Below are 18,518 nucleotides of genomic sequence, written 5' to 3'. Positions count from 1 at the left end.
CAGGAGCATTACGATGAGCGGCAAGAACAACATCATCAGTCAACTTGAAGCAGAACAGATGACCAAGGAAATCCCTGCGTTCGCGCCGGGTGATACCGTGGTTGTACAGGTTCGCGTAACTGAAGGTAACCGTGAGCGTCTGCAGGCGTTCGAAGGCGTTGTTATCGGCAAGCGCAACCGTGGCATGAACTCTTCCTTCACTGTTCGTAAGATCTCTTACGGCGTGGGTGTTGAGCGTACTTTCCAGACTTTCTCCAAGCTGATCGACAGCGTAAGCGTGAAGCGTCGTGGTGACGTGCGTCAGGCCAAGCTGTACTACTTGCGCGACCTGTCTGGTAAGGCAGCTCGTATCAAGGAAAAGCTTAACTGAGTTTGGCCTTCCGGCCAGCCAGTTTGAAAAAAGCAGCCTCAAGAGGCTGCTTTTTTTATGCTTTAATGCTGCCCAGACAGACATTGATGAGGTAATGCCTTGCCGCGGCCGGATGACGAGCAGCTGATCAGCCAATTCTCGGATGCCATATGGCTCGAGGATGGCCTGGGTGAGAAAACCCGCCAGGCCTATGCCAGTGACCTGGCCCGTCTTTCCGGATGGCTGGAGCAACAGCCCGGAGCGCCCAGCTTGCGATCCGCTAAAAGGACCGATCTTCTGGCCTGGATGTCCCGTGGGCTGGCGGAGGGCCTGAAAACCAGTACGGCAGCCCGGCGGCTTTCCGGTATCCGGCGTTTTTACCGGTATTTACTGCGAGAAGGTCTCATCGCCGAAGATCCTACCTTGCGAATCGACAGCCCGAAGTTGCCCCGGCGTTTGCCGGATACCCTTACTGAAGCCGATGTCGAGGCCCTGCTGACTGAGCCGGATCCGGAAATACCGCTGGAGTTGCGTGACAGGGCCATGCTCGAAATTCTGTACGGCTGTGGTTTGCGGGTGTCGGAGCTCACCGGGCTGACCGTAGACCGGGTGAACCTGCGCCAGGGTGTGGTGCGTATCAGCGGTAAGGGCGGCAAAGACCGGTTGGTGCCGCTGGGGGAAGAGGCTATCGACTGGCTGCTAAGCTATATGAAGGAAGCCCGGCCGGAATTGCTCAAGGGCAAGAGCAGTGATGCCTTGTTCCCCGGTAACCGGGCCAGTGCCATGACTCGCCAGACCTTCTGGTACCGGATCAAGCACTACGCGGTGCGTGCCGGTATCCGCAAGCACCTGTCGCCCCACACCCTGCGCCACGCCTTTGCCACCCATTTACTCAACCATGGTGCAGATTTACGGGTAGTGCAGATGTTGCTCGGGCATTCTGACCTTTCGACCACCCAGATCTATACCCATGTGGCCCGTCAACGTCTGCAGGATTTGCACCAGGCCCATCATCCCCGTGGTGGTGACTGATCTCGGGGTGAACTTTTGCCGGGGCGCCCTGTCGCAAGGTGCGGGAATGATGCCGGCAGTTGCGTATGAAGGCCCCGGGCAAGCAAAATGCCTGAATCTATTAACCGGAAAAGGTAGTTTCTGATCCATGAATCTTAAAATTACGGCCGCGGTAACCGGCCTGATGATGTCCTTGCTGGCGGTGCCCGCCGTGTTGGCCGGTGAAACCGAAGACGCCATCGCCAAGCGGCTGACTGATGCGGTGCCGGGCCTGAAGATCAGTTCCGTGCAAAAATCTGAAGCGGAAGGCCTGTACGAAGTGCAGAGCAGCAACGGCGACACCATTTATACCACGGCCGATGGCGCCTACCTGTTCACCGGCGACCTGCTCAAGATTACCGACACCGGTATTGCCAACGTGACCGAAGAGTCCCGGGCGACCAGCCGTAAGCAGCAAATGGCAGCCTTCGGTAAGGAAGGGCTGATCTCATACCCTGCCGACGGCGAAGAAAAAGCGGTTATCGATGTCTTTACCGATATCGACTGCCCCTACTGTCGCAAGCTGCATGACGAAATTCCCCAGCTCAACAGCTATGGCATTACCGTCAACTATTACGCCTTCCCTCGATCCGGCCCCGGCACAGCGTCGTTCCGCAAATATGAGTCGGTATGGTGTTCGGACGACCAGCAGGCGGCCATGGATGCTGCCAAGGGTGGCAAAAACGTACCTCAGCAGAGCTGTGACAACCCTGTTGCAGACCAGTACCGCCTGGGTGGCCAGGTCGGTGTAACCGGTACCCCGGCAATTCTGCTGGAAGATGGCAACATGGTTCGCGGCTATGTGCCGGCCAGGAACCTGGCCGAAGGTCTGGGTCTGCTCTGACCCGTTACCGGAGCCGCAGCGCGGCTCCGGACTTCCTGTGTGACTTGTGACCGATTCAGGGCTTATTCAGCGGGCCCTGAACCGGTATACTATCCGGCCTTATTGCAATCCATCAGCACCCCGCATCGGGATCAGAGGTGAGAGCTTGAAAGACGTAAATGTCGGAATCTGCGGATTGGGAACCGTTGGCGGCGGTACATTCAATGTCCTGAAACGCAATGCAGCGATTATTGCCGGCCGTGCAGGCTGCAACATCCGTGTTGTCCGGGTAGCCAGTCGCCGCAGCCGGGATGACCTGGCGCTGGGCGATGTGCCCTTCAGTACCGACATTTTTGATGTGGTGAATGATCCTGCCGTTGATATTGTGGTTGAGCTGATTGGCGGCTATGACGCCGCCAAAGAGCTGGTACTGGCTGCTATTGCCAACGGCAAGCATGTGGTAACCGCCAACAAGGCGCTGATTGCCGTTCATGGCAACGAGATTTTCGAAGCCGCCGAAAAGGCCGGTGTGGTTGTTGCCTACGAAGCTGGCGTGGCCGGCGGTATTCCTGTCATCAAGGCCGTGCGCGAAGGCCTGGCGGCCAACCGCATCGACACCATTGCCGGCATTATCAATGGCACCGGTAACTACATCCTGACCGAAATGCGTGCCGGACGGCCCTTTGAAGAGGTGCTGAAAGAAGCGCAGGCGCTGGGTTACGCGGAAGCTGATCCGACCTTTGATGTGGAAGGCATCGACGCCGCCCACAAACTGACCATCCTGGCCGCGTCCGGTTTTGGTGCGCCCCTGCAATTCGACAAGGCTTTCACCGAAGGCATTTCTGCGCTGACCCCGAACGATATTGCCCACGCTGAACTGCTGGGTTACCGGGTAAAGCACTTGGGTATTGCCCGCCGCCGTGAAGACGGCATCGAGCTGCGTGTGCATCCGACCCTGGTGCCCAAGAGCCACCTGATTGCCCAGGTAGACGGTGTTCTGAACGCTGTTCTGGTGGATGGCGATGCAGTCGGCCAGACCATGTATTACGGCCCCGGTGCCGGTGACGAAGCCACGGCCTCTGCGGTGATTGCCGATGTGGTCGACGTTGCCCGTGCGGTAGCCAGCAACAGCCAGCAGCGAGTGCCTTATCTGGGCTTCAGCCCGGATGCACTGGAAGACCTGCCGGTATTGCCGATGGAAGATGTTCAGTCTGCCTACTATCTGCGCATCCAGGCCTTTGACCACCCGGGCGTGCTGGCCAAGGTGGCGTCGATTCTGAGTGAGCATGGCATCAACATCGAATCCATCATGCAGAAAGAGTCCGAATTCAAGGATGGCCGTATTCCGGTCATCATCCTGACCCACACGGTTCAGGAGCGCCAGATGAACCTGGCCATCGAGGAAATGGAAGCCCTGGCCGACGTTGACGGCAAGGTTGTCCGCATCCGCGCTGAAAACTTTAACTGACAGGTACGCACGTGAGATACATCAGTACACGGGGTGAAGCTCCCGCTCTGGGCTTTGAAGACGTTCTTCTGACCGGACTGGCCACCGATGGCGGCCTGTATGTGCCGGAATCCCTTCCGCACTTCAGCCTGGAAGAAATCCGAAGCTGGCGTGGCCTGCCGTATGCCGAGCTGGCCTACAAGGTCATGTATCCGTTCGTGGAAGATGCCATTCCGGCCGATGACTTCCGCAAGATGCTGGACGAAACCTACAGCGTGTTCACGCACCAGGCCGTCGCGCCGCTGGTTCAGCTGGATACCAACGAGTGGGTGATGGAACTGTTCCGTGGCCCCACGCTGGCGTTCAAGGACTTCGCCCTGCAGCTGCTGGGTCGCCTGCTCGACTATGTTCTGGAGAAGCGTAACCAGCACGTGGTGATCATGGGGGCTACCTCCGGTGATACCGGCTCTGCCGCCATCGAAGGCTGCCGTCGCTGCGAGCACGTGGATATCTTTATCCTGCATCCGCACCAGCGGGTGTCGGAAGTTCAGCGTCGCCAGATGACCACGGTGCAGGGTGATAACATCCACAACATCGCAGTCAAAGGTAACTTCGACGACTGCCAGCGCATGGTGAAGGAGAGCTTCGGCAACCAGTCCTTCCTGGGCGGCAAAACCCAGCTGGCGGCGGTGAACTCCATCAACTGGGCGCGGATCATGGCCCAGATCGTGTACTACTTCCAGGCATCCCTGGCCCTGGGTGGCCCGGACCGCAGCATGGCGTTCTCGGTGCCCACCGGTAACTTCGGCGATATCTTTGCGGGCTACCTGGCCAAAAAAATGGGCCTGCCCATCAGCCAGCTGGTGATTGCCACCAACCGCAACGACATCCTGCATCGCTTCATGAGCGGTAACAAGTATGAGCAGCACCAGCTGGAGCATACCCTGTCGCCGAGCATGGATATCATGGTGTCCAGCAACTTCGAGCGCCTGTTGTTTGACCTGCACGGTCGTGATGGCGCTGCCGTGAAAGACCTGCTGGAGCGTGCCGCCAAGGGCCCGGTCAGCATCGAAGACTATCGCTGGAAGCACGCCCGCAAGCTGTTCGACAGCGATGCGGTGGACGACAAGACCACCTGCGACACCATCCGGGAAATCTACGAGCAGAACGAGTACCTGCTGGACCCGCACACCGCCATTGGCGTGCGTGCCGCCCGCAACTGCCGTCGTGACAGTGCCGTGCCCATGATCACCCTGGGTACCGCCCACCCGGCCAAGTTCCCGGACGCCATCGCCGAATCCGGCCTGAGCGTGAAGCCCGAGCTGCCGGCCCACATGGCCGACCTGTTCGAGCGGGAAGAGCGTTATACCGTTCTGGACAACAGTGTGTCCGAGGTGCAGGGCTTTATTGCCAGGCATTGGAAGAACGCCTGATCCGGCATGACTCCTAAAAAGATCCTGCGTCGCCCCCAGCCGTCCGATGTGGCGGGCTGGGGGCAAAACCTGCCCCCCATCCTTCGCCGTCTGTACGCCGCCCGCGGTGTGCATTCCGACGACCAGCTCCAGTACACCCTGAAACACCTGGCTTCACCGATGCAGCTTCGCGGCATTGATCGCGCGGTTGAACTGCTGGCCGAGGCCATTGTGCAAAAACAGCGGGTGATGGTGCTGGGGGACTTCGATGCCGATGGCGCCACCAGTACCTCTGTGGCCATGCTGGGATTGTCCATGCTGGGCGTGGCAGCCATCGACTTCCGGGTGCCGAGCCGCTTCTCCGATGGTTACGGCCTGACGCAGGGCATCATCCACCGGTTGCAGGAAGAAGGCGATTTGCCCGACTTGCTGGTGACCGTGGATAACGGCATCTCCGCCATCGAAGGTGTGCGTGCCGCCCGGGAGCTGGGTATCAAAGTGGTCATCACCGACCACCACCTGGCCGGTGACGAACTGCCAGACGCCGATGCCATCGTGAACCCCAACCAGCCCGGCTGCCCGTTCCTGAGCAAGAATGCCGCCGGCGTGGGGGTGATGTTCTATGTGCTGACAGCCCTGCGCAAACACCTGCGAGACAACAACCTGCTGCCGGACCCGGAGCCCAACCTGGGCAGCCTGCTGGACCTGGTGGCACTGGGTACCGTGGCCGACGTCGTGCCGCTGGACCACAACAACCGCATCTTCGTGGAGCAGGGCATCCGCCGCATCCGCAAGGGCGAAGCCAGACCGGGCATCCTGGCCCTGCTGGAAGTCGCTGGCCGCGACTACACCGAAATCAGCGCCACCGATCTCGGCTTTGTGGTTGGCCCGCGCCTGAACGCCGCCGGCCGGCTGGACGATATGAGCATCGGCATCGCCTGCCTGCTCGCCGACAGCCGCGACGAAGCCCTGCGCCTGGCCCGGGAACTGGACAACTTCAACCGTGAACGCCGCAGCATCGAAAAAGACATGAAAGCTCAGGCCCAGGACCTGCTGGCCTCCATGTCCCTCGACATCGAAGGCCTGCCCTGGGGCCTGGCCCTGTTCGACCAGGACTGGCACCAGGGTGTGATCGGCATCCTCGCCGCCCGCATCCGTGAGCAGACTCATCGCCCTACCATCGCCTTCGCGCCCGATGACGACGGCGAACACCTCAAAGGCTCCGCCCGCTCCATCCCGGGTTTGCACATCCGTGATGCCCTGGCCGTGGTCGACGCAAAGAACCCGGGGCTGATGAAAAAATACGGCGGCCACGCCATGGCCGCCGGCATGACCATCGCCCGGAACGACCTGGAGCGTTTCAGCAACGCCTTCGACCAGGCCGTGCGCGATACCCTGAAACCGGAAGACCTGGAAGCCGCCATCACGACCGATGGCCCCCTGGCCCCGGAAGAGTTGAACCTGGACACCGCCTACCTGCTCAAGCGTGCCGGCCCCTGGGGACAGCATTTCCCCGAGCCGGTGTTTGACGGCGAATTCCGAGTGGTGAGCCAGCGCATTGTCGGTGAGAACCATCTGAAGCTGGTGCTGCAGTCGGTTGAGGGCGGGGGCATTATTGATGGCATTGCCTTCAATACCGGGCCTGAAGTGCCGGACTTTACCCGGAGTGGGGCTCGGGTGGTTTATAAGCCGGATGCTAATACGTTTCGGGGGCGGACCAATCTTCAGCTGCTGGTGGATTATCTGGAGCCTTTGTAGTGAATTTTTTGGCCACTAAATCCACGAAAGGGCACGAAAAAATAAGGGATTGAAAGATAAGATTTTTTGCCACGGAAGACACGGAAGGACACGGAAAGATATAAAGGGCAAAGAAGTAGCCGCAGACTCCCCGAACGCAGTCTGGGCGCAGGGTGGGTGGGAACCTTTCCGGGAGTATCGAAAACATGGATGTTTTCGTTAAGCGTACATGGACGTATTCACAGCGTCTCCCGGAAAGGTTCCCGCCCACCCTGTGCTTGCACCAGAGCCGAAGCCTCAGGGCCGGGCTCGGAACTCAGATACTCCGTACTTTCCGCTTGCTGATTTACCCCGCAAATTCCGGTAGAATCCGCCCTCTGTTTTTATCGCACCATTTTCCAAAGCGAGACAAGGTTTCATGGAAATTAATCCCATAGTGACGAAGATCAAAGAGCTTCGCGAGCGCACTGAAGCGCTGAGGGGGTATCTTTGACTACGATCAGCGCAGTGAACGCCTGACCGAAGTCGAACGCGAACTCGAACAACCCACCGTCTGGGACGATCCCGAGCGGGCCCAGGCTCTGGGCAAAGAGCGCTCTGATCTTGAACTGATCGTCAAAACCATCGACAACCTCACCAACGGCCTGGCAGATGCAGAAAGCCTGCTCGACATGGCGGTGGAAGAGGACGACGAAGGTACCGTCCAGGAAATCGAAGCCGATCTCGAAGGCCTCGATAAAGAACTCGAGAAACTCGAATTCCGCCGCATGTTCTCCGGTGAAATGGACGCCAACAACGCCTACCTGGACATCCAGGCCGGTTCCGGCGGCACCGAAGCCCAGGACTGGGCCAATATGCTGCTACGCATGTACCTGCGTTGGGCCGAGCGTCGTGGATTCAAATCCGAGATCGTTGAACTTCAGGAAGGTGAAGTGGCGGGCATCAAGAGTGCCACCATTCACATCCAGGGCGACTACGCTTACGGCTGGCTGCGCACGGAAACCGGCGTACACCGCCTGGTGCGTAAATCCCCGTTCGATTCCGGCAACCGTCGCCACACCTCCTTCTCTTCGGTATTCGTATCGCCGGAAGTGGACGACAGTTTCGAAATCGAGATCAACCCGGCGGATCTGCGAGTCGACGTTTACCGCGCCTCCGGTGCCGGTGGTCAGCACGTTAACCGGACCGAATCTGCGGTGCGACTGACCCACAACCCGACCGGGATTGTGGTGGCCTGCCAGGCCGGCCGAAGCCAGCACCAGAACAAAGACCAGGCCATGAAGCAGCTCAAGGCCAAGCTCTTTGAGCTGGAAATGCAGAAGCGCAACGAAGAGAAACAGAAAGCCGAAGACTCCAAGTCTGACATCGGCTGGGGTAGCCAGATCCGCTCTTACGTGCTGGATGACAGCCGTATCAAGGACCTGCGCACCAAGGTGGAAACCAGCAACACCCAGTCGGTGTTGGATGGTGACATCGACAAGTTTATTGAAGCCAGTCTGAAGATGGCGCTGTAATCAGCGCCATTCACCCACACCCGGACAATCCCGACTTCTTAGTGAGCCAAAATGACTGAACACACCCAGAACGCTGCACAGCCCGAGGACAACAAGCTGATTGCCGAGCGCCGCGCCAAACTGGCAAACATGCGTGAGCAGGGCAATCCGTTCCCGAACGACTTCCGTCGCGATGCCACCGCTGCCGAGCTGCAGGAAAAATACGGTGACAAATCCAAGGAAGAGCTGGAGTCCCTGGGCATCAAGGTGGCCATTGCCGGCCGCATGATGCTCGACCGCAAGGCGTTCAAGGTGGTTCAGGACATGACCGGCCGCATCCAGATCTATGCCTCCAAGGATGTCCAGAAAGACACCAAGCACTGGGATATGGGCGACATCGTGGGCGTGCGCGGTACCCTGTCGAAGTCTGGCAAGGGCGATCTGTACGTCACCATGGAAGACTACGTGCTGCTGACCAAGTCTCTGCGCCCGCTGCCGGAGAAGCACAAGGGCCTGACCGACACCGAAGCCCGCTACCGTCACCGGTATGTGGACCTGATGGTGAACGAAGACAGCCGCCGCGTGTTCCATGCCCGGTCGAAGATCATCAACACCATGCGCCAGTACTTCACCGACCGTGACTTCATGGAGGTGGAAACCCCCATGCTGCAGGTGATCCCCGGTGGTGCTACCGCCCGTCCGTTTGTGACCCATCACAACGCCCTGGGTATCGATATGTACCTGCGGATTGCACCGGAGCTGTTCCTCAAGCGCCTGGTCGTGGGCGGTTTCGAGCGGGTGTTCGAGATCAACCGTAACTTCCGTAACGAAGGGCTGTCGACCCGGCACAACCCCGAGTTCACCATGGTCGAGTTCTATCAGGCCTACGCCGATTACAACGACCTGATGGACCTGACCGAAGACATGCTGCGCACCATCGCGCAGAAAGTGCTGGGCACCACCACCGTGGTGAACACCCGGGTACTGAAAGATGGCAGCGAAGAAACCATCGAATACGATTTCGGCAAGCCGTTCGAGCGCCTGACCGTGGTAGACGCCATCCTGCGCCACAACCCGGACATCACCCGCGAGCAGCTGGCAGACGACGCCCAGGCCCGCGAAGTGGCGAAGAACCTGGGTATCCACGTGAAAGATATCTGGGGCCTGGGCAAGGTGCAGATCGAAATCTTCGAGGCCACCGCCGAGCATCGCCTGATGCAGCCGACGTTCATCACCGAGTACCCGAAAGAAGTGTCGCCCCTGGCACGTTGCAAGGACAGCGACCCGTTCGTGACCGAGCGTTTCGAGTTCTTCGTGGGCGGCCGCGAGATTGCCAACGGCTTCTCCGAGCTGAATGACGCCGAAGACCAGGCCGAGCGTTTCCAGGCCCAGGTGGCCGAGAAAGACGCCGGCGACGACGAAGCCATGTTCTACGATGACGACTACGTGATGGCGCTGGAATACGGCCTGCCGCCGACCGCCGGTGAAGGCATCGGTATCGATCGCCTGGCCATGCTGCTGACCGATTCGCCGTCTATCCGCGACGTTATCCTGTTCCCGGCCATGCGCCCGGAGCACAAGGCCGAGCAGAAGCCGGAAGGCGAGTAAAGCAATGCACCTTGCCGAGGCGCTGGCTCAGCAACTGAAGCCCGGTCGCGGCTGGGATGAGTGGCTGGCGGACGAGTTCCGTCAGCCTTACATGCGGCAACTGGCCGAGTTCCTGGCCGCCGAGGAACAGGCCGGAAAGGTGCTGTTTCCTCCAAGACACCTGTGTTTCAACGCCCTGAACAGCACGCCACTGGATATGGTGAGTGTGGTGATTCTGGGGCAGGATCCATACCACGGCCCCGGCCAGGCCCATGGCCTGTGTTTTTCGGTCCGGCCGGATGTGCCTCCGCCACCGTCCCTGGTGAATATCTTCAAGGAAATTGAAACGGATCTTGGCCATCCCCGGCCCGATCACGGCTGCCTGCAAACCTGGGCCGGGCAGGGTGTGCTTTTGCTGAATGCGGTGCTGACCGTGGAGCAGGGCAATGCTGGCGCCCATCAGGGTAAGGGCTGGGAAACCTTTACCGATAAGGTGATCGAAACCATCAATCGCGAGCGCGACGATGTGGTGTTTCTGCTCTGGGGCAGCTACGCCCGCAAGAAAGGCCGGCATATCGATCGCAACCGTCACCTGGAGCTGGAAGGGCCGCATCCGTCGCCCCTGAGTGCCTACCGGGGCTTCTTCGGCTGCAGTCACTTCTCCCGGGCCAATGACTGGTTGCTCAGCCGGAACCGGCCTGCGATCGACTGGAGCCTGCCACCGAAGGCGGAATTGCTACAGCGTTACGGCAAGCAATAATCAGCTTGCCGGATCAGCTTCCCGCTCCGGTACCGGGTAGGGCAGGTCGAGCACTTCGAATTGGCACGAGTCGTTACCTTCCAGGCTTAGCGACGACTTGTCCGCATCATGGCGCAGAACGGCCAGCAGCTCGCCCCCGTTGTCTGAGCTCATCACCGCATTGACCACATCCCCGGCTTTTTTGTCGCCTGCCAGCAGGTTGCTGCCAGCTTCAGGCGCCTGGGTGCAGCCGGTAAAAGCTAGCCTGTACAGACTTTTTTTCAGCTGACCGAGGAAGTGCATGCGGGCGATCACTTCCTGCCCGGTATAGCAGCCTTTCTTGAAATGCACGCCCTGCAGGTGCTGAAGGTTCAGCATTTGCGGTACGTAAGCCTCTGCGGTAGCCGGTGTCAGCCAGGGTACGCCGGCGGCAATGCTGGCGGCGTTCCAGTCGTTTATGGTCAGCTCGGGAAGCCCTTCGGGTAATTCGGCACCACCTTCCGGTAGCCACCATTCGTATCGGGGTAAAGCCCCGGCGCTGTCCTCAATGCGGATCAGGTAGCCGTTCTCTGTGGCCACTACATCGCCCGGGCTGGCCAGTTTGGCGGCGTTGTCTCCGGCAACCGTTACGGCGGCCTCCTGGCCCAGCAGGCCGATAATCCGGGCCTGCTCTACGACATCCATGCGGGTACCGCGGAACAGCATCAGGTATTTCTTCAGCTGGCCCAGGGTGGCGTCTGACAGTTCCCGGTCCAGGTCCATCAGCAGGTCCTGCTGGTCCCGCACCAGGCGGGTCAGGCAGTAGGCGCGGCCTTTTGGCGTGCTGGCTGCGGCCCGGCGTGATTGTTGGGGGGTAACGTCGTCCACGTGCTGGGAAAACTGGCCCTGAACAAACTTGTCGGTGCCCGGGCCGCTGATGCGGACCATGACCCTGTGCTCAAGCACCGCGTAGCCATGTTGGTTGGCGGTGGTGGGGCGGTTGTTCATAAAGCTCTCCGCAATGGGGTGGAAAATTCGTTAAGCCGTTGTTGGCCGGCCGGCTCTCAGCCACATCCGTAACCGGCGAAAATCGGTCTCCGGGGCGTTGGCACCAAACAGGGAGCTGGCACCGAGAACCAGTACAAACATAGTCCTGGATGTGGTGTCTGCAGGGCGAAGTTTCAAGGCCAGGAAGGAGGCGCCGAGGCTGCTCGAACCGCAGATTCTTACAGTGCGGGTTTCCCCGCTTGCCAGCTGGCAGGTGAGGGTGTCGGCGTCAGATTGCAGCGCAACAATGGCGCCACGGCCCTGTAACAGCCCGCAACGTCGGAACTGGCGAATAGCCATGATCCCTGCAGGCGCCAGCAGCAACAGCAGCCAAAGACTGTTGGCAGGGGCTGCGACGAGGCTGAACACCATCAGTACCAGCCAGGGCAGGGCAGCCAGTATGCCGGCCGCCCGCGAAGGGGAAAGTCTCAGTTCAATCCGGCTGGACACGGTTCAGGATGATCTCCACGATCCGCTGCAGATCCGGGTCCTGCGGCTTGCTGCGCTGCATGAACCACTCGAACATGTCGGTGTCTTCGCAGCTCAGCAGCTTGCGGTAGCGCTCCTGGTCTTCCTGATCGAGGTCCCGGTAGGCTTCTTCCAGAAACGGCAGCAGCAGTACATCCAGCTCGAGCATGCCCCGGCGGCTGTGCCACCACAGGCGGTGAAAGTCGGTATGGTCGTTGGATGCGTTGGTGTCAGACATAGTCGATTGCCTTGAAAACAGAATGGAATCTCCCGGTCAGGGAGACAGTGTGCGATAGGTGGTGGGTACCAGGACCGTGTCTTGCGGATCGTTCAGCAGGCCCGGGTAGTCCAGTGTGTAGTGCAAGCCCCGGCTTTCCTTGCGTTGCAGGGCCGAGCAGATGATCAGGTCTGCTACGGTAACCAGGTTACGCAGCTCGATCAGGTCATTGGTTACCCGGTAATTGCTGTAGAACTCGCCGATTTCCCGGGACAGCAGGTCGACCCGGTGCTTGGCCCGCTGCAATCGCTTGGTGGTGCGTACAATGCCCACGTAGTCCCACATGAAGTGGCGAAGCTCGTCCCAGTTGTGGGAGATCACAACGTCTTCATCGGAATCCCGTACCTGGCTTTCATCCCAGTCCGGTGCTGCGGGCGGTGCCGGAATATCCGATTCCCGGCGGGTGATATCGGCAGCGGCGGCGCGGCCGTACACCAGGCATTCCAGCAGGGAGTTGCTGGCCATACGGTTGGCGCCGTGCAGGCCGGTGAAGGCGGCTTCACCGACCACATACAGCTGGTTGATGTCTGTGCGGGCGCGTTCGTTGCTGACAATGCCACCACAGGTATAGTGGGCCGCAGGCACCACCGGAATAGGCTCCTTGGTGATGTCGATGCCAAAGCCCAGGCACTTCTCGTAAATGGTCGGGAAGTGGTGCTTGATGAAGTCTGCCGGTTTGTGGCTGATGTCCAGGTACAGGTGGTCTGCACCCAGGCGCTTCATTTCATGGTCGATGGCCCGGGCGACGATGTCCCGGGGCGCCAGCTCGGCGCGTTTGTCGAAACGGTCCATAAACCGGCTGCCGTCTGGCAGCTTCAGGACACCACCTTCACCGCGAACGGCTTCGGTAATCAGGAATGACTTGGCGTGCGGGTGGTACAGGCACGTAGGGTGGAACTGGTTGAATTCCATGTTGGCGACCCGGCAGCCGGCCCGCCAGGCCATGGCAATACCATCGCCGGAAGCACCGTCCGGATTGGTGGTGTACCGGTAAGCCTTGGAAGAGCCGCCGGTGGCAATCACGGTAAACCGGGCCCGGAACAGTTCCACGTGGTTGTCTTCCAGGTTCAGGATGTAGGCGCCCACGCAGCGGTTGCCCGGTAAGGCCAGTTTACGGTTGGTGATCAGGTCTACCGCCACCCGGCCGGATTTCAGGTCGATATTCGGGCGCGCCGCGGCCTGGCTGGCCAGGGTGGTGGATACCGCGTGGCCGGTGGCATCGGCGGCATGGATGATGCGCCGGTGGCTGTGCCCGCCTTCACGGGTCAGGTGGTAGTCGGCGCCATCGTCCTGGCGGGTGAACTCAACACCGGATTCAATCAGCCACTCGATGCTTTCCTTGCTGTGCTCCACGGTAAAGCGCACGGCGTCTTCGTGGCACAGGCCACCGCCGGCGTTAAGGGTGTCCTGTATGTGGTTTTCCACCGAGTCGGTATCGTCGAGCACCGCCGCAATGCCGCCCTGGGCCCAGAGTGTGGCGCCTGAACTGATGTCAGCCTTGCTGACCACGCACACCCTGAGGTGTTCCGGCAGGTTGAGCGCTACGGTCAGGCCGGCAGCGCCGCTGCCGATAATGAGAACGTCGTATTCGTAGGACTGTGGCATTGAGTCGATGTCGCGGGCCATAATGTGGACGTGTATTGAACTAAACTTTGCGCTTGCTGTCTATTTGGCCTGAACGAACGCAGGAAAATGCCCAATGACTCAAGCAAATCTTGCCAAGGCCAGAAAGCCAGTGGCCAGCAACAGGGGACACACTGCTGTTTCGTCCATGACACCTGATAAAGACTGGAATCCCGGTGAGCAGTCCGACAGCCAGACGGACCTGCAATTGGTGCGCAAGGTCCGTAATGGCGACCGAGCGGCCTTCGACCTGCTGGTGGTGAAATACCAGTCGCGGGTGGCCTCTATTATCAGCCGCTATGTCTACGACAGCCAGGAAGTCATGGATCTGGCCCAGGAAACCTTTGTCAAAGCCTACCGGGCGATTGACCGTTTCAGGGGCGACAGTGCGTTCTATACCTGGTTGTACCGGATCGCTGTTAACACTGCCAAAAATTACCTTGAAGCCCGGGGGCGCAGACCTCAGGGCTCGGCCGATGCTGCCGAAGCCGAAAACTTTGATGATGGCAGTCGCCTGCGCGACGTCGCCTCGCCAGAGCGGCTGCTGCAGCGGGAGCAATTACAGAAAGCCCTGACCGAAGCCATCGCCGGTTTGCCGGAGGAACTTCGGTCTGCGTTTCTGCTCAGAGAGTATGACGGCCTGAGCTACGAAGACATTGCCCGGATTCTGGAGTGTCCGATAGGAACCGTTCGTTCCCGGATATTCAGGGCGCGGGATGCAGTGGATCGCCAGTTGGCGCCGCTGCTGAATCATTCAGAGATATAAACGAGGTTGCACCTGATGGATGATCGTCTCAGAGAGACCCTGTCAGCGATGATGGACGACGAAGCGGATGAACTGTCGGTTCGGCGCTTGTTGTCCCATGCCAACCAGGACGAAGTCCGGGATCAATGGCAGCGCTGGCAGCAGGTCCGGGATCTGATGCACGAAAACCACGGCCCGACGGAAGGCCTGGATATCGCCTCTGCTGTGCGTGAGCAGCTTGATGGCAGGAGCCGCCGCGAGGTAGCTGCCAGTGAGGTTGCCCGGTCGTCGCGCCGGCGCTGGCACATGCCGGTCGCTGCCATGGTAGTGATGGCGCTGGTGGTCGGCTTTGGTGCCGGGGCCGGCTGGGATTCCCGACCGGGTGACGTTCCTGCGGCCATCGCGGGGCAGGGTGCGGTTGCACCGGTTGCCTTACCATCGGCAGTGGAAGAGGTGGCCCTGCAACGCCTGGATGAAGAACAACTGCAGCAGATGCGCCAGTATCTGCTTGAGCATGCGCAGCACAACAGCGTGGGCGCCGGGCGCGGTTCGGTAGGCTATGCCCGCCTGGTCAGTGCCAGCGGCGGTTATTGAGTGTGGGGCAGTTTCAATGATGGTTCCGGTTGGCATGAATGTCAGGTTGGTGGGTACTGCGCTGGTGACAGTGCTGGTATGGTTTTTTGCCATGCAGCCGGTAAAGGCCGACGAGTCGCCTGTTGAGCCGGACCCGGCCATGGCCTGGCTGGAGCGCATGGGCCCGGCCCTGAATATGACGTCTTATCGCGGTGTGTTTGTTTATGCCCGGGGCGACCGGGTTCACTCCATGCGCATCGCCCACCGCTACCGGAACGGTCGGGTGGAAGAACGCCTGGTGATGCAGGACGGTGGCAGCGGAGAGATTGTCCGCAAAGGCATGAATGTAGTCTGCGTGTTGCCGGATCGTGGCCGGATCAGCTTGGAAGAAGTCATTCCCTCCGGCCCCTTTGCCGAGGCCTTTACCAGCCAGTTGATGCCCTTCGGGCAATGGTATCAGCCGGAACTGATCGGTGAAGACCGGGTAGCGGGATACGATGTGGTTACCGTGGCCCTGACCGCCCGAGACAGCGATCGTTACAGCCACCGGCTGTGGCTGGAGAAAGAAACGGCCCTGCTGGTGAAAAGCCATGTGCGCAACGCTGACGGTGAGGTGCTGGAGCATTTCCAGTTCACCAACCTGGAGATAACCGGCGATATTCCCGACGAAGAGTTCGAAGTGCAGACCCGGGGCCGGGAAATTACCCGTACGCTCGACGACGCCGGCCAACCCCGGCAATCGATGATAGCGCGCATGAACGGCTGGACCCTGAACTGGCGCCCCGAGGGTTTTGAACCCGCAGCAGCGCCTCGTTCCGGCAAGGGCAAGGCAGTTGCTTTCTCTGATGGCCTGGCGGCGTTTTCGGTATTTGTTGAACCCATGGGCCGGCTGAAAATGCCCGCCGGGGCGTCCAGAATCGGTGCTACCACCGTATATATGCGTGAGGTGGCGGTAAATGAACGCGCGTTCCTGATCGCGGTGGTGGGAGAGATCCCGCCAGCCACGGCACGAAAGGTGGCCGATGGTGTGAAAATTGACGGCGCCCTTGGCCTGGTGTCTGAACGATGATCACTGAAACCGGCAAAGTGGTTGCCCTCAAGGGCGACCGGGCCTGGGTGCAGACTATCCGCACCAGCGCCTGCCAGAGTTGTTCGGCGCGCTCCGGTTGCGGCCAGCGGGCACTGGCGTCGGTGTCTGGTGGGCGTGCGAACCGGATACTGGTGGCCAACACCGTGGATGCCCGGGTGGGCGATGAAGTGGTGATCGGAGTGGATGAGCAATCGGTGCTGACCGCTTCGCTGGCGGTATACGGGCTGCCCCTTGTGCTGATGGTGCTGGGCAGTATCGGGGCCTATCGGTGGCTGGGGGCGACGGACCTTGTCGCGATTACCGGCGCGCTGGCGGGCCTGGCTGCGGGCTTTATCGCAGTCAGACACTGGCAGTCCGGCTCCGGTGACCGGTTCGAACCGCGCCTTGTGAGGGTCAACCGTATCGCAACGGTGAACTGTCTCTGAATCCTACCGTTTTTTAAGTTGAAAATCAGAGGCCTGACCCCAGAATTAACGCTGTATCACAGTCATAACAGGGGGTTGTAGATGTCGAGAACAAACACAAAAGCTGCCCGGTTGTCCCCGGTCCTGAAGCCCTGGCCGGTGCTGGGCGCACTGCTGATGTTGTCAGCACTGGTGTCGGTATTCTGGAGTCAGGGCCTGGCGGCCCGCGGCTTGCCGGACTTCACCGAGCTGGTGGAGGAAAATTCCAGTGCCGTGGTCAACATAAGCACCACAACGGATCCGCAAAGCAGCGGCTCCCGCTTCCAGGGTATGCCCTTCGACGAACGCCAGTTCGAGCAGCTGCCCCCGTTCCTGCAGGATTTCTTCCGTGGCCCCCAGTCGCCGTTTGGCGGGTCTCCCCATTCCCCGCAGCCCAGCCGTTCCATGGGCTCCGGCTTCATTGTTTCCAAAGATGGCTACGTGTTGACCAACAACCACGTGGTGGAGGGTGCAGACGAAGTGATCGTGCGCCTGAATGATCGCCGGGAGTTCAAGGCGGTTATCGTAGGCACAGATCCACGCTCTGACATGGCAGTGCTGAAAATCGATAACGGTGATGACCTGCCGGTGGTCAGTGTTGGTCGTTCTCAGGATCTCAAGGTCGGTGAGTGGGTGTTTGCCATCGGATCGCCGTTCGGGTTCGACTACACGGTAACTGCGGGCATTGTCAGCGCGCTTGGCCGCTCCCTGCCATCGGAAAACTATGTGCCGTTTATCCAGACCGATGTGGCCATCAACCCCGGCAACTCCGGCGGGCCGCTGTTCAACCTGGATGGTGAGGTTGTCGGCATCAACTCCCAGATTTACACCCGCTCCGGTGGCTTCATGGGGGTGTCGTTTGCCATTCCCATTGATGATGCCATGAGCGTATTCCGCCAGATCCGTGACGAAGGCAGTGTGGCCCGGGGCTGGCTGGGTGTGTTGATCCAGGAAGTAAACCGGGACCTGGCCGAGAGTTTTGGTCTGAAGCGCCCCCGTGGTGCCCTGATCGCTGAAGTGATGGAAGGCTCTCCGGCTGAAAGCGGTGGCCTGCAGTCCGGCGATATTGTCCTCGAGTTCAATGGCGAAGCTGTCCAGCGTTCCTCAGACCTGCCGCCCATGGTGGGTCGCACTGCGGTGGGCGAGTCGGCCCGGTTGACCGTGTTGCGTGAAGGCCGGGAGATGGACCTGGATGTCGAGATCGGTCGCTTGCCGGAGGACGGTGAAACCGCAGCCAGCCCGGAAGTGGGCAGCAACGAGAACAGCGGCGCCAACCCCCTGGGGCTGGCGGTCGAGTCGCTGAATGATGAAATGGCCCGGGCAGCAGGCGTCGACGGTGGGGTGCTGGTGTCCGGAGTTGGTCAGGGCGCAGCCTACGAGGCCGGAATTCGCCCCCGGGATATCATCACCGAAATCAACCGCAAGCAGGTGCGTTCGGTTGACGAGTTCCGCAAGGTGGTCGCGGGCCTGCCGGATAACCGGGCCGTTTCGGTACGCATCGTGCGCCAGGGCCGGGCTATCTATCTGGTGATGAAGCCCTGACCTGAACGCCCGCGTTCGACAGCTCACAAAGCCCCTGACGTAGTTCACGACACGCTCAGGGGCTTTTGCTATACTTTTTCGACCGATAATAACG

Annotated in this window: 18 protein-coding genes; 14 read left to right on the top strand and 4 right to left on the bottom strand. The window is 60.2% G+C overall.

Annotation, left to right across the window (positions count from 1 at the left end; translation table 11 throughout):
- Positions 1 to 13: 13 nt before the first annotated feature.
- From rplS to ung, 9 genes are all read left to right on the top strand, one after another.
- Positions 14 to 370 (top strand): 50S ribosomal protein L19, encoded by a 357-nt coding sequence (gene rplS / locus Q668_RS07050; RefSeq protein ID WP_022988899.1) that lies wholly within the window; start codon positions 14 to 16, stop codon positions 368 to 370.
- Positions 371 to 469: 99 nt separating this feature from the next.
- A complete protein-coding gene (gene xerD, locus Q668_RS07045) occupies positions 470 to 1,381 on the top strand; it encodes a site-specific tyrosine recombinase XerD (protein ID WP_022988898.1) in 912 nt (303 codons plus the stop codon).
- 127 nt (positions 1,382 to 1,508) lie between these two features.
- Entirely contained in the window at positions 1,509 to 2,243 is a 735-nt protein-coding gene (locus Q668_RS07040; RefSeq protein WP_022988897.1) for a DsbC family protein, read from the top strand.
- A gap of 145 nt (positions 2,244 to 2,388) precedes the next feature.
- The gene (locus tag Q668_RS07035) at positions 2,389 to 3,690 is read left to right on the top strand and encodes a homoserine dehydrogenase (protein WP_022988896.1); all 1,302 of its coding nucleotides are present in this window, start codon (positions 2,389 to 2,391) and stop codon (positions 3,688 to 3,690) included.
- A gap of 11 nt (positions 3,691 to 3,701) precedes the next feature.
- The gene (thrC, locus tag Q668_RS07030; RefSeq protein ID WP_022988895.1) at positions 3,702 to 5,102 is read left to right on the top strand and encodes a threonine synthase; all 1,401 of its coding nucleotides are present in this window, start codon (positions 3,702 to 3,704) and stop codon (positions 5,100 to 5,102) included.
- Positions 5,103 to 5,108: 6 nt separating this feature from the next.
- Positions 5,109 to 6,839: a single-stranded-DNA-specific exonuclease RecJ gene (recJ, locus tag Q668_RS07025; RefSeq protein ID WP_022988894.1), complete on the top strand. Its 1,731-nt coding sequence runs from the start codon at positions 5,109 to 5,111 to the stop codon at positions 6,837 to 6,839.
- A 397-nt stretch (positions 6,840 to 7,236) separates the two neighbouring features.
- Positions 7,237 to 8,332 (top strand): peptide chain release factor 2 gene (gene prfB / locus Q668_RS07020; RefSeq protein WP_145840241.1). Its coding sequence is split into 2 segments (ribosomal slippage): positions 7,237 to 7,308 and positions 7,310 to 8,332, totalling 1,095 coding nucleotides; the frame shifts between segments, so codons are not numbered across the junction.
- Between the two features lie 51 nt (positions 8,333 to 8,383).
- Entirely contained in the window at positions 8,384 to 9,919 is a 1,536-nt protein-coding gene (gene lysS, locus Q668_RS07015; protein WP_022988892.1) for a lysine--tRNA ligase, read from the top strand.
- A 4-nt stretch (positions 9,920 to 9,923) separates the two neighbouring features.
- Positions 9,924 to 10,658 carry a uracil-DNA glycosylase gene (gene ung, locus Q668_RS07010; RefSeq protein WP_022988891.1) on the top strand — a complete coding sequence of 245 codons (735 nt, stop codon included), beginning with the start codon at positions 9,924 to 9,926 and terminating at the stop codon, positions 10,656 to 10,658.
- Here the strand turns inward: ung and Q668_RS07005 are convergent, their stop codons facing one another.
- From Q668_RS07005 to nadB, 4 genes are read right to left on the bottom strand one after another with little or no spacing between them, the layout of a single operon-like run.
- Complete coding sequence (locus Q668_RS07005; RefSeq protein WP_022988890.1) at positions 10,659 to 11,624, bottom strand: YgfZ/GcvT domain-containing protein; 966 nt, start codon at positions 11,622 to 11,624, stop codon at positions 10,659 to 10,661.
- A 30-nt stretch (positions 11,625 to 11,654) separates the two neighbouring features.
- Positions 11,655 to 12,113, bottom strand: a complete 459-nt coding sequence (locus tag Q668_RS07000) for a hypothetical protein (protein WP_022988889.1) — start codon at positions 12,111 to 12,113, stop codon at positions 11,655 to 11,657.
- A complete protein-coding gene (locus Q668_RS06995) occupies positions 12,097 to 12,369 on the bottom strand; it encodes a succinate dehydrogenase assembly factor 2 (RefSeq protein WP_022988888.1) in 273 nt (90 codons plus the stop codon). The genes Q668_RS07000 and Q668_RS06995 overlap by 17 nt, the downstream gene beginning before the upstream one ends.
- Before the next feature lie 36 nt (positions 12,370 to 12,405).
- Positions 12,406 to 14,013, bottom strand: a complete 1,608-nt coding sequence (nadB, locus tag Q668_RS06990) for an L-aspartate oxidase (protein ID WP_200861345.1) — start codon at positions 14,011 to 14,013, stop codon at positions 12,406 to 12,408.
- 94 nt (positions 14,014 to 14,107) lie between these two features.
- Between nadB and rpoE the strand changes: the two genes are divergently transcribed.
- From rpoE to Q668_RS06965, 5 genes are all read left to right on the top strand, one after another.
- Positions 14,108 to 14,797 (top strand): RNA polymerase sigma factor RpoE, encoded by a 690-nt coding sequence (rpoE, locus tag Q668_RS06985; RefSeq protein WP_036219391.1) that lies wholly within the window; start codon positions 14,108 to 14,110, stop codon positions 14,795 to 14,797.
- 15 nt (positions 14,798 to 14,812) lie between these two features.
- Positions 14,813 to 15,370: a sigma-E factor negative regulatory protein gene (locus tag Q668_RS06980; RefSeq protein WP_036219401.1), complete on the top strand. Its 558-nt coding sequence runs from the start codon at positions 14,813 to 14,815 to the stop codon at positions 15,368 to 15,370.
- A gap of 91 nt (positions 15,371 to 15,461) precedes the next feature.
- On the top strand, positions 15,462 to 16,418 hold the full coding sequence (locus Q668_RS06975; protein ID WP_052009686.1) for a MucB/RseB C-terminal domain-containing protein: 957 nt from the start codon (positions 15,462 to 15,464) through the stop codon (positions 16,416 to 16,418).
- Complete coding sequence (locus Q668_RS06970) at positions 16,415 to 16,864, top strand: SoxR reducing system RseC family protein (protein WP_022988883.1); 450 nt, start codon at positions 16,415 to 16,417, stop codon at positions 16,862 to 16,864. Before Q668_RS06975 ends, Q668_RS06970 begins: the two co-directional genes overlap by 4 nt.
- Before the next feature lie 156 nt (positions 16,865 to 17,020).
- Positions 17,021 to 18,424, top strand: a complete 1,404-nt coding sequence (locus Q668_RS06965; RefSeq protein WP_264629981.1) for a DegQ family serine endoprotease — start codon at positions 17,021 to 17,023, stop codon at positions 18,422 to 18,424.
- The last annotated feature ends 94 nt before the right edge of the window (positions 18,425 to 18,518 follow it).

It is taken from the genome of Marinobacter sp. ES-1 (genome assembly GCF_000475255.1).
Lineage (GTDB): Bacteria > Pseudomonadota > Gammaproteobacteria > Pseudomonadales > Oleiphilaceae > Marinobacter > Marinobacter vinifirmus.
Note: the sequence above shows the minus strand (reverse complement) of the source record. Positions and strands in the feature narration are given on the sequence as shown.

What these genes read in the sequence shown, in the direction of transcription:
- rplS (WP_022988899.1), top strand. Translation starts at nt 14, where the DNA reads ATGAGCGGCAAGAACAACATCATCAGTCAACTTGAAGCAGAACAGATG.
- Q668_RS07040 (WP_022988897.1), top strand. Translation starts at nt 1,509, where the DNA reads ATGAATCTTAAAATTACGGCCGCGGTAACCGGCCTGATGATGTCCTTG.
- recJ (WP_022988894.1), top strand. Translation starts at nt 5,109, where the DNA reads ATGACTCCTAAAAAGATCCTGCGTCGCCCCCAGCCGTCCGATGTGGCG.
- lysS (WP_022988892.1), top strand. Translation starts at nt 8,384, where the DNA reads ATGACTGAACACACCCAGAACGCTGCACAGCCCGAGGACAACAAGCTG.
- ung (WP_022988891.1), top strand. Translation starts at nt 9,924, where the DNA reads ATGCACCTTGCCGAGGCGCTGGCTCAGCAACTGAAGCCCGGTCGCGGC.
- Q668_RS07005 (WP_022988890.1), bottom strand. Translation starts at nt 11,624, where the DNA reads ATGAACAACCGCCCCACCACCGCCAACCAACATGGCTACGCGGTGCTT.
- Q668_RS06995 (WP_022988888.1), bottom strand. Translation starts at nt 12,369, where the DNA reads ATGTCTGACACCAACGCATCCAACGACCATACCGACTTTCACCGCCTG.
- nadB (WP_200861345.1), bottom strand. Translation starts at nt 14,013, where the DNA reads ATGCCACAGTCCTACGAATACGACGTTCTCATTATCGGCAGCGGCGCT.
- rpoE (WP_036219391.1), top strand. Translation starts at nt 14,108, where the DNA reads ATGACTCAAGCAAATCTTGCCAAGGCCAGAAAGCCAGTGGCCAGCAAC.
- Q668_RS06980 (WP_036219401.1), top strand. Translation starts at nt 14,813, where the DNA reads ATGGATGATCGTCTCAGAGAGACCCTGTCAGCGATGATGGACGACGAA.
- Q668_RS06975 (WP_052009686.1), top strand. Translation starts at nt 15,462, where the DNA reads ATGCAGCCGGTAAAGGCCGACGAGTCGCCTGTTGAGCCGGACCCGGCC.
- Q668_RS06970 (WP_022988883.1), top strand. Translation starts at nt 16,415, where the DNA reads ATGATCACTGAAACCGGCAAAGTGGTTGCCCTCAAGGGCGACCGGGCC.
- Q668_RS06965 (WP_264629981.1), top strand. Translation starts at nt 17,021, where the DNA reads ATGTTGTCAGCACTGGTGTCGGTATTCTGGAGTCAGGGCCTGGCGGCC.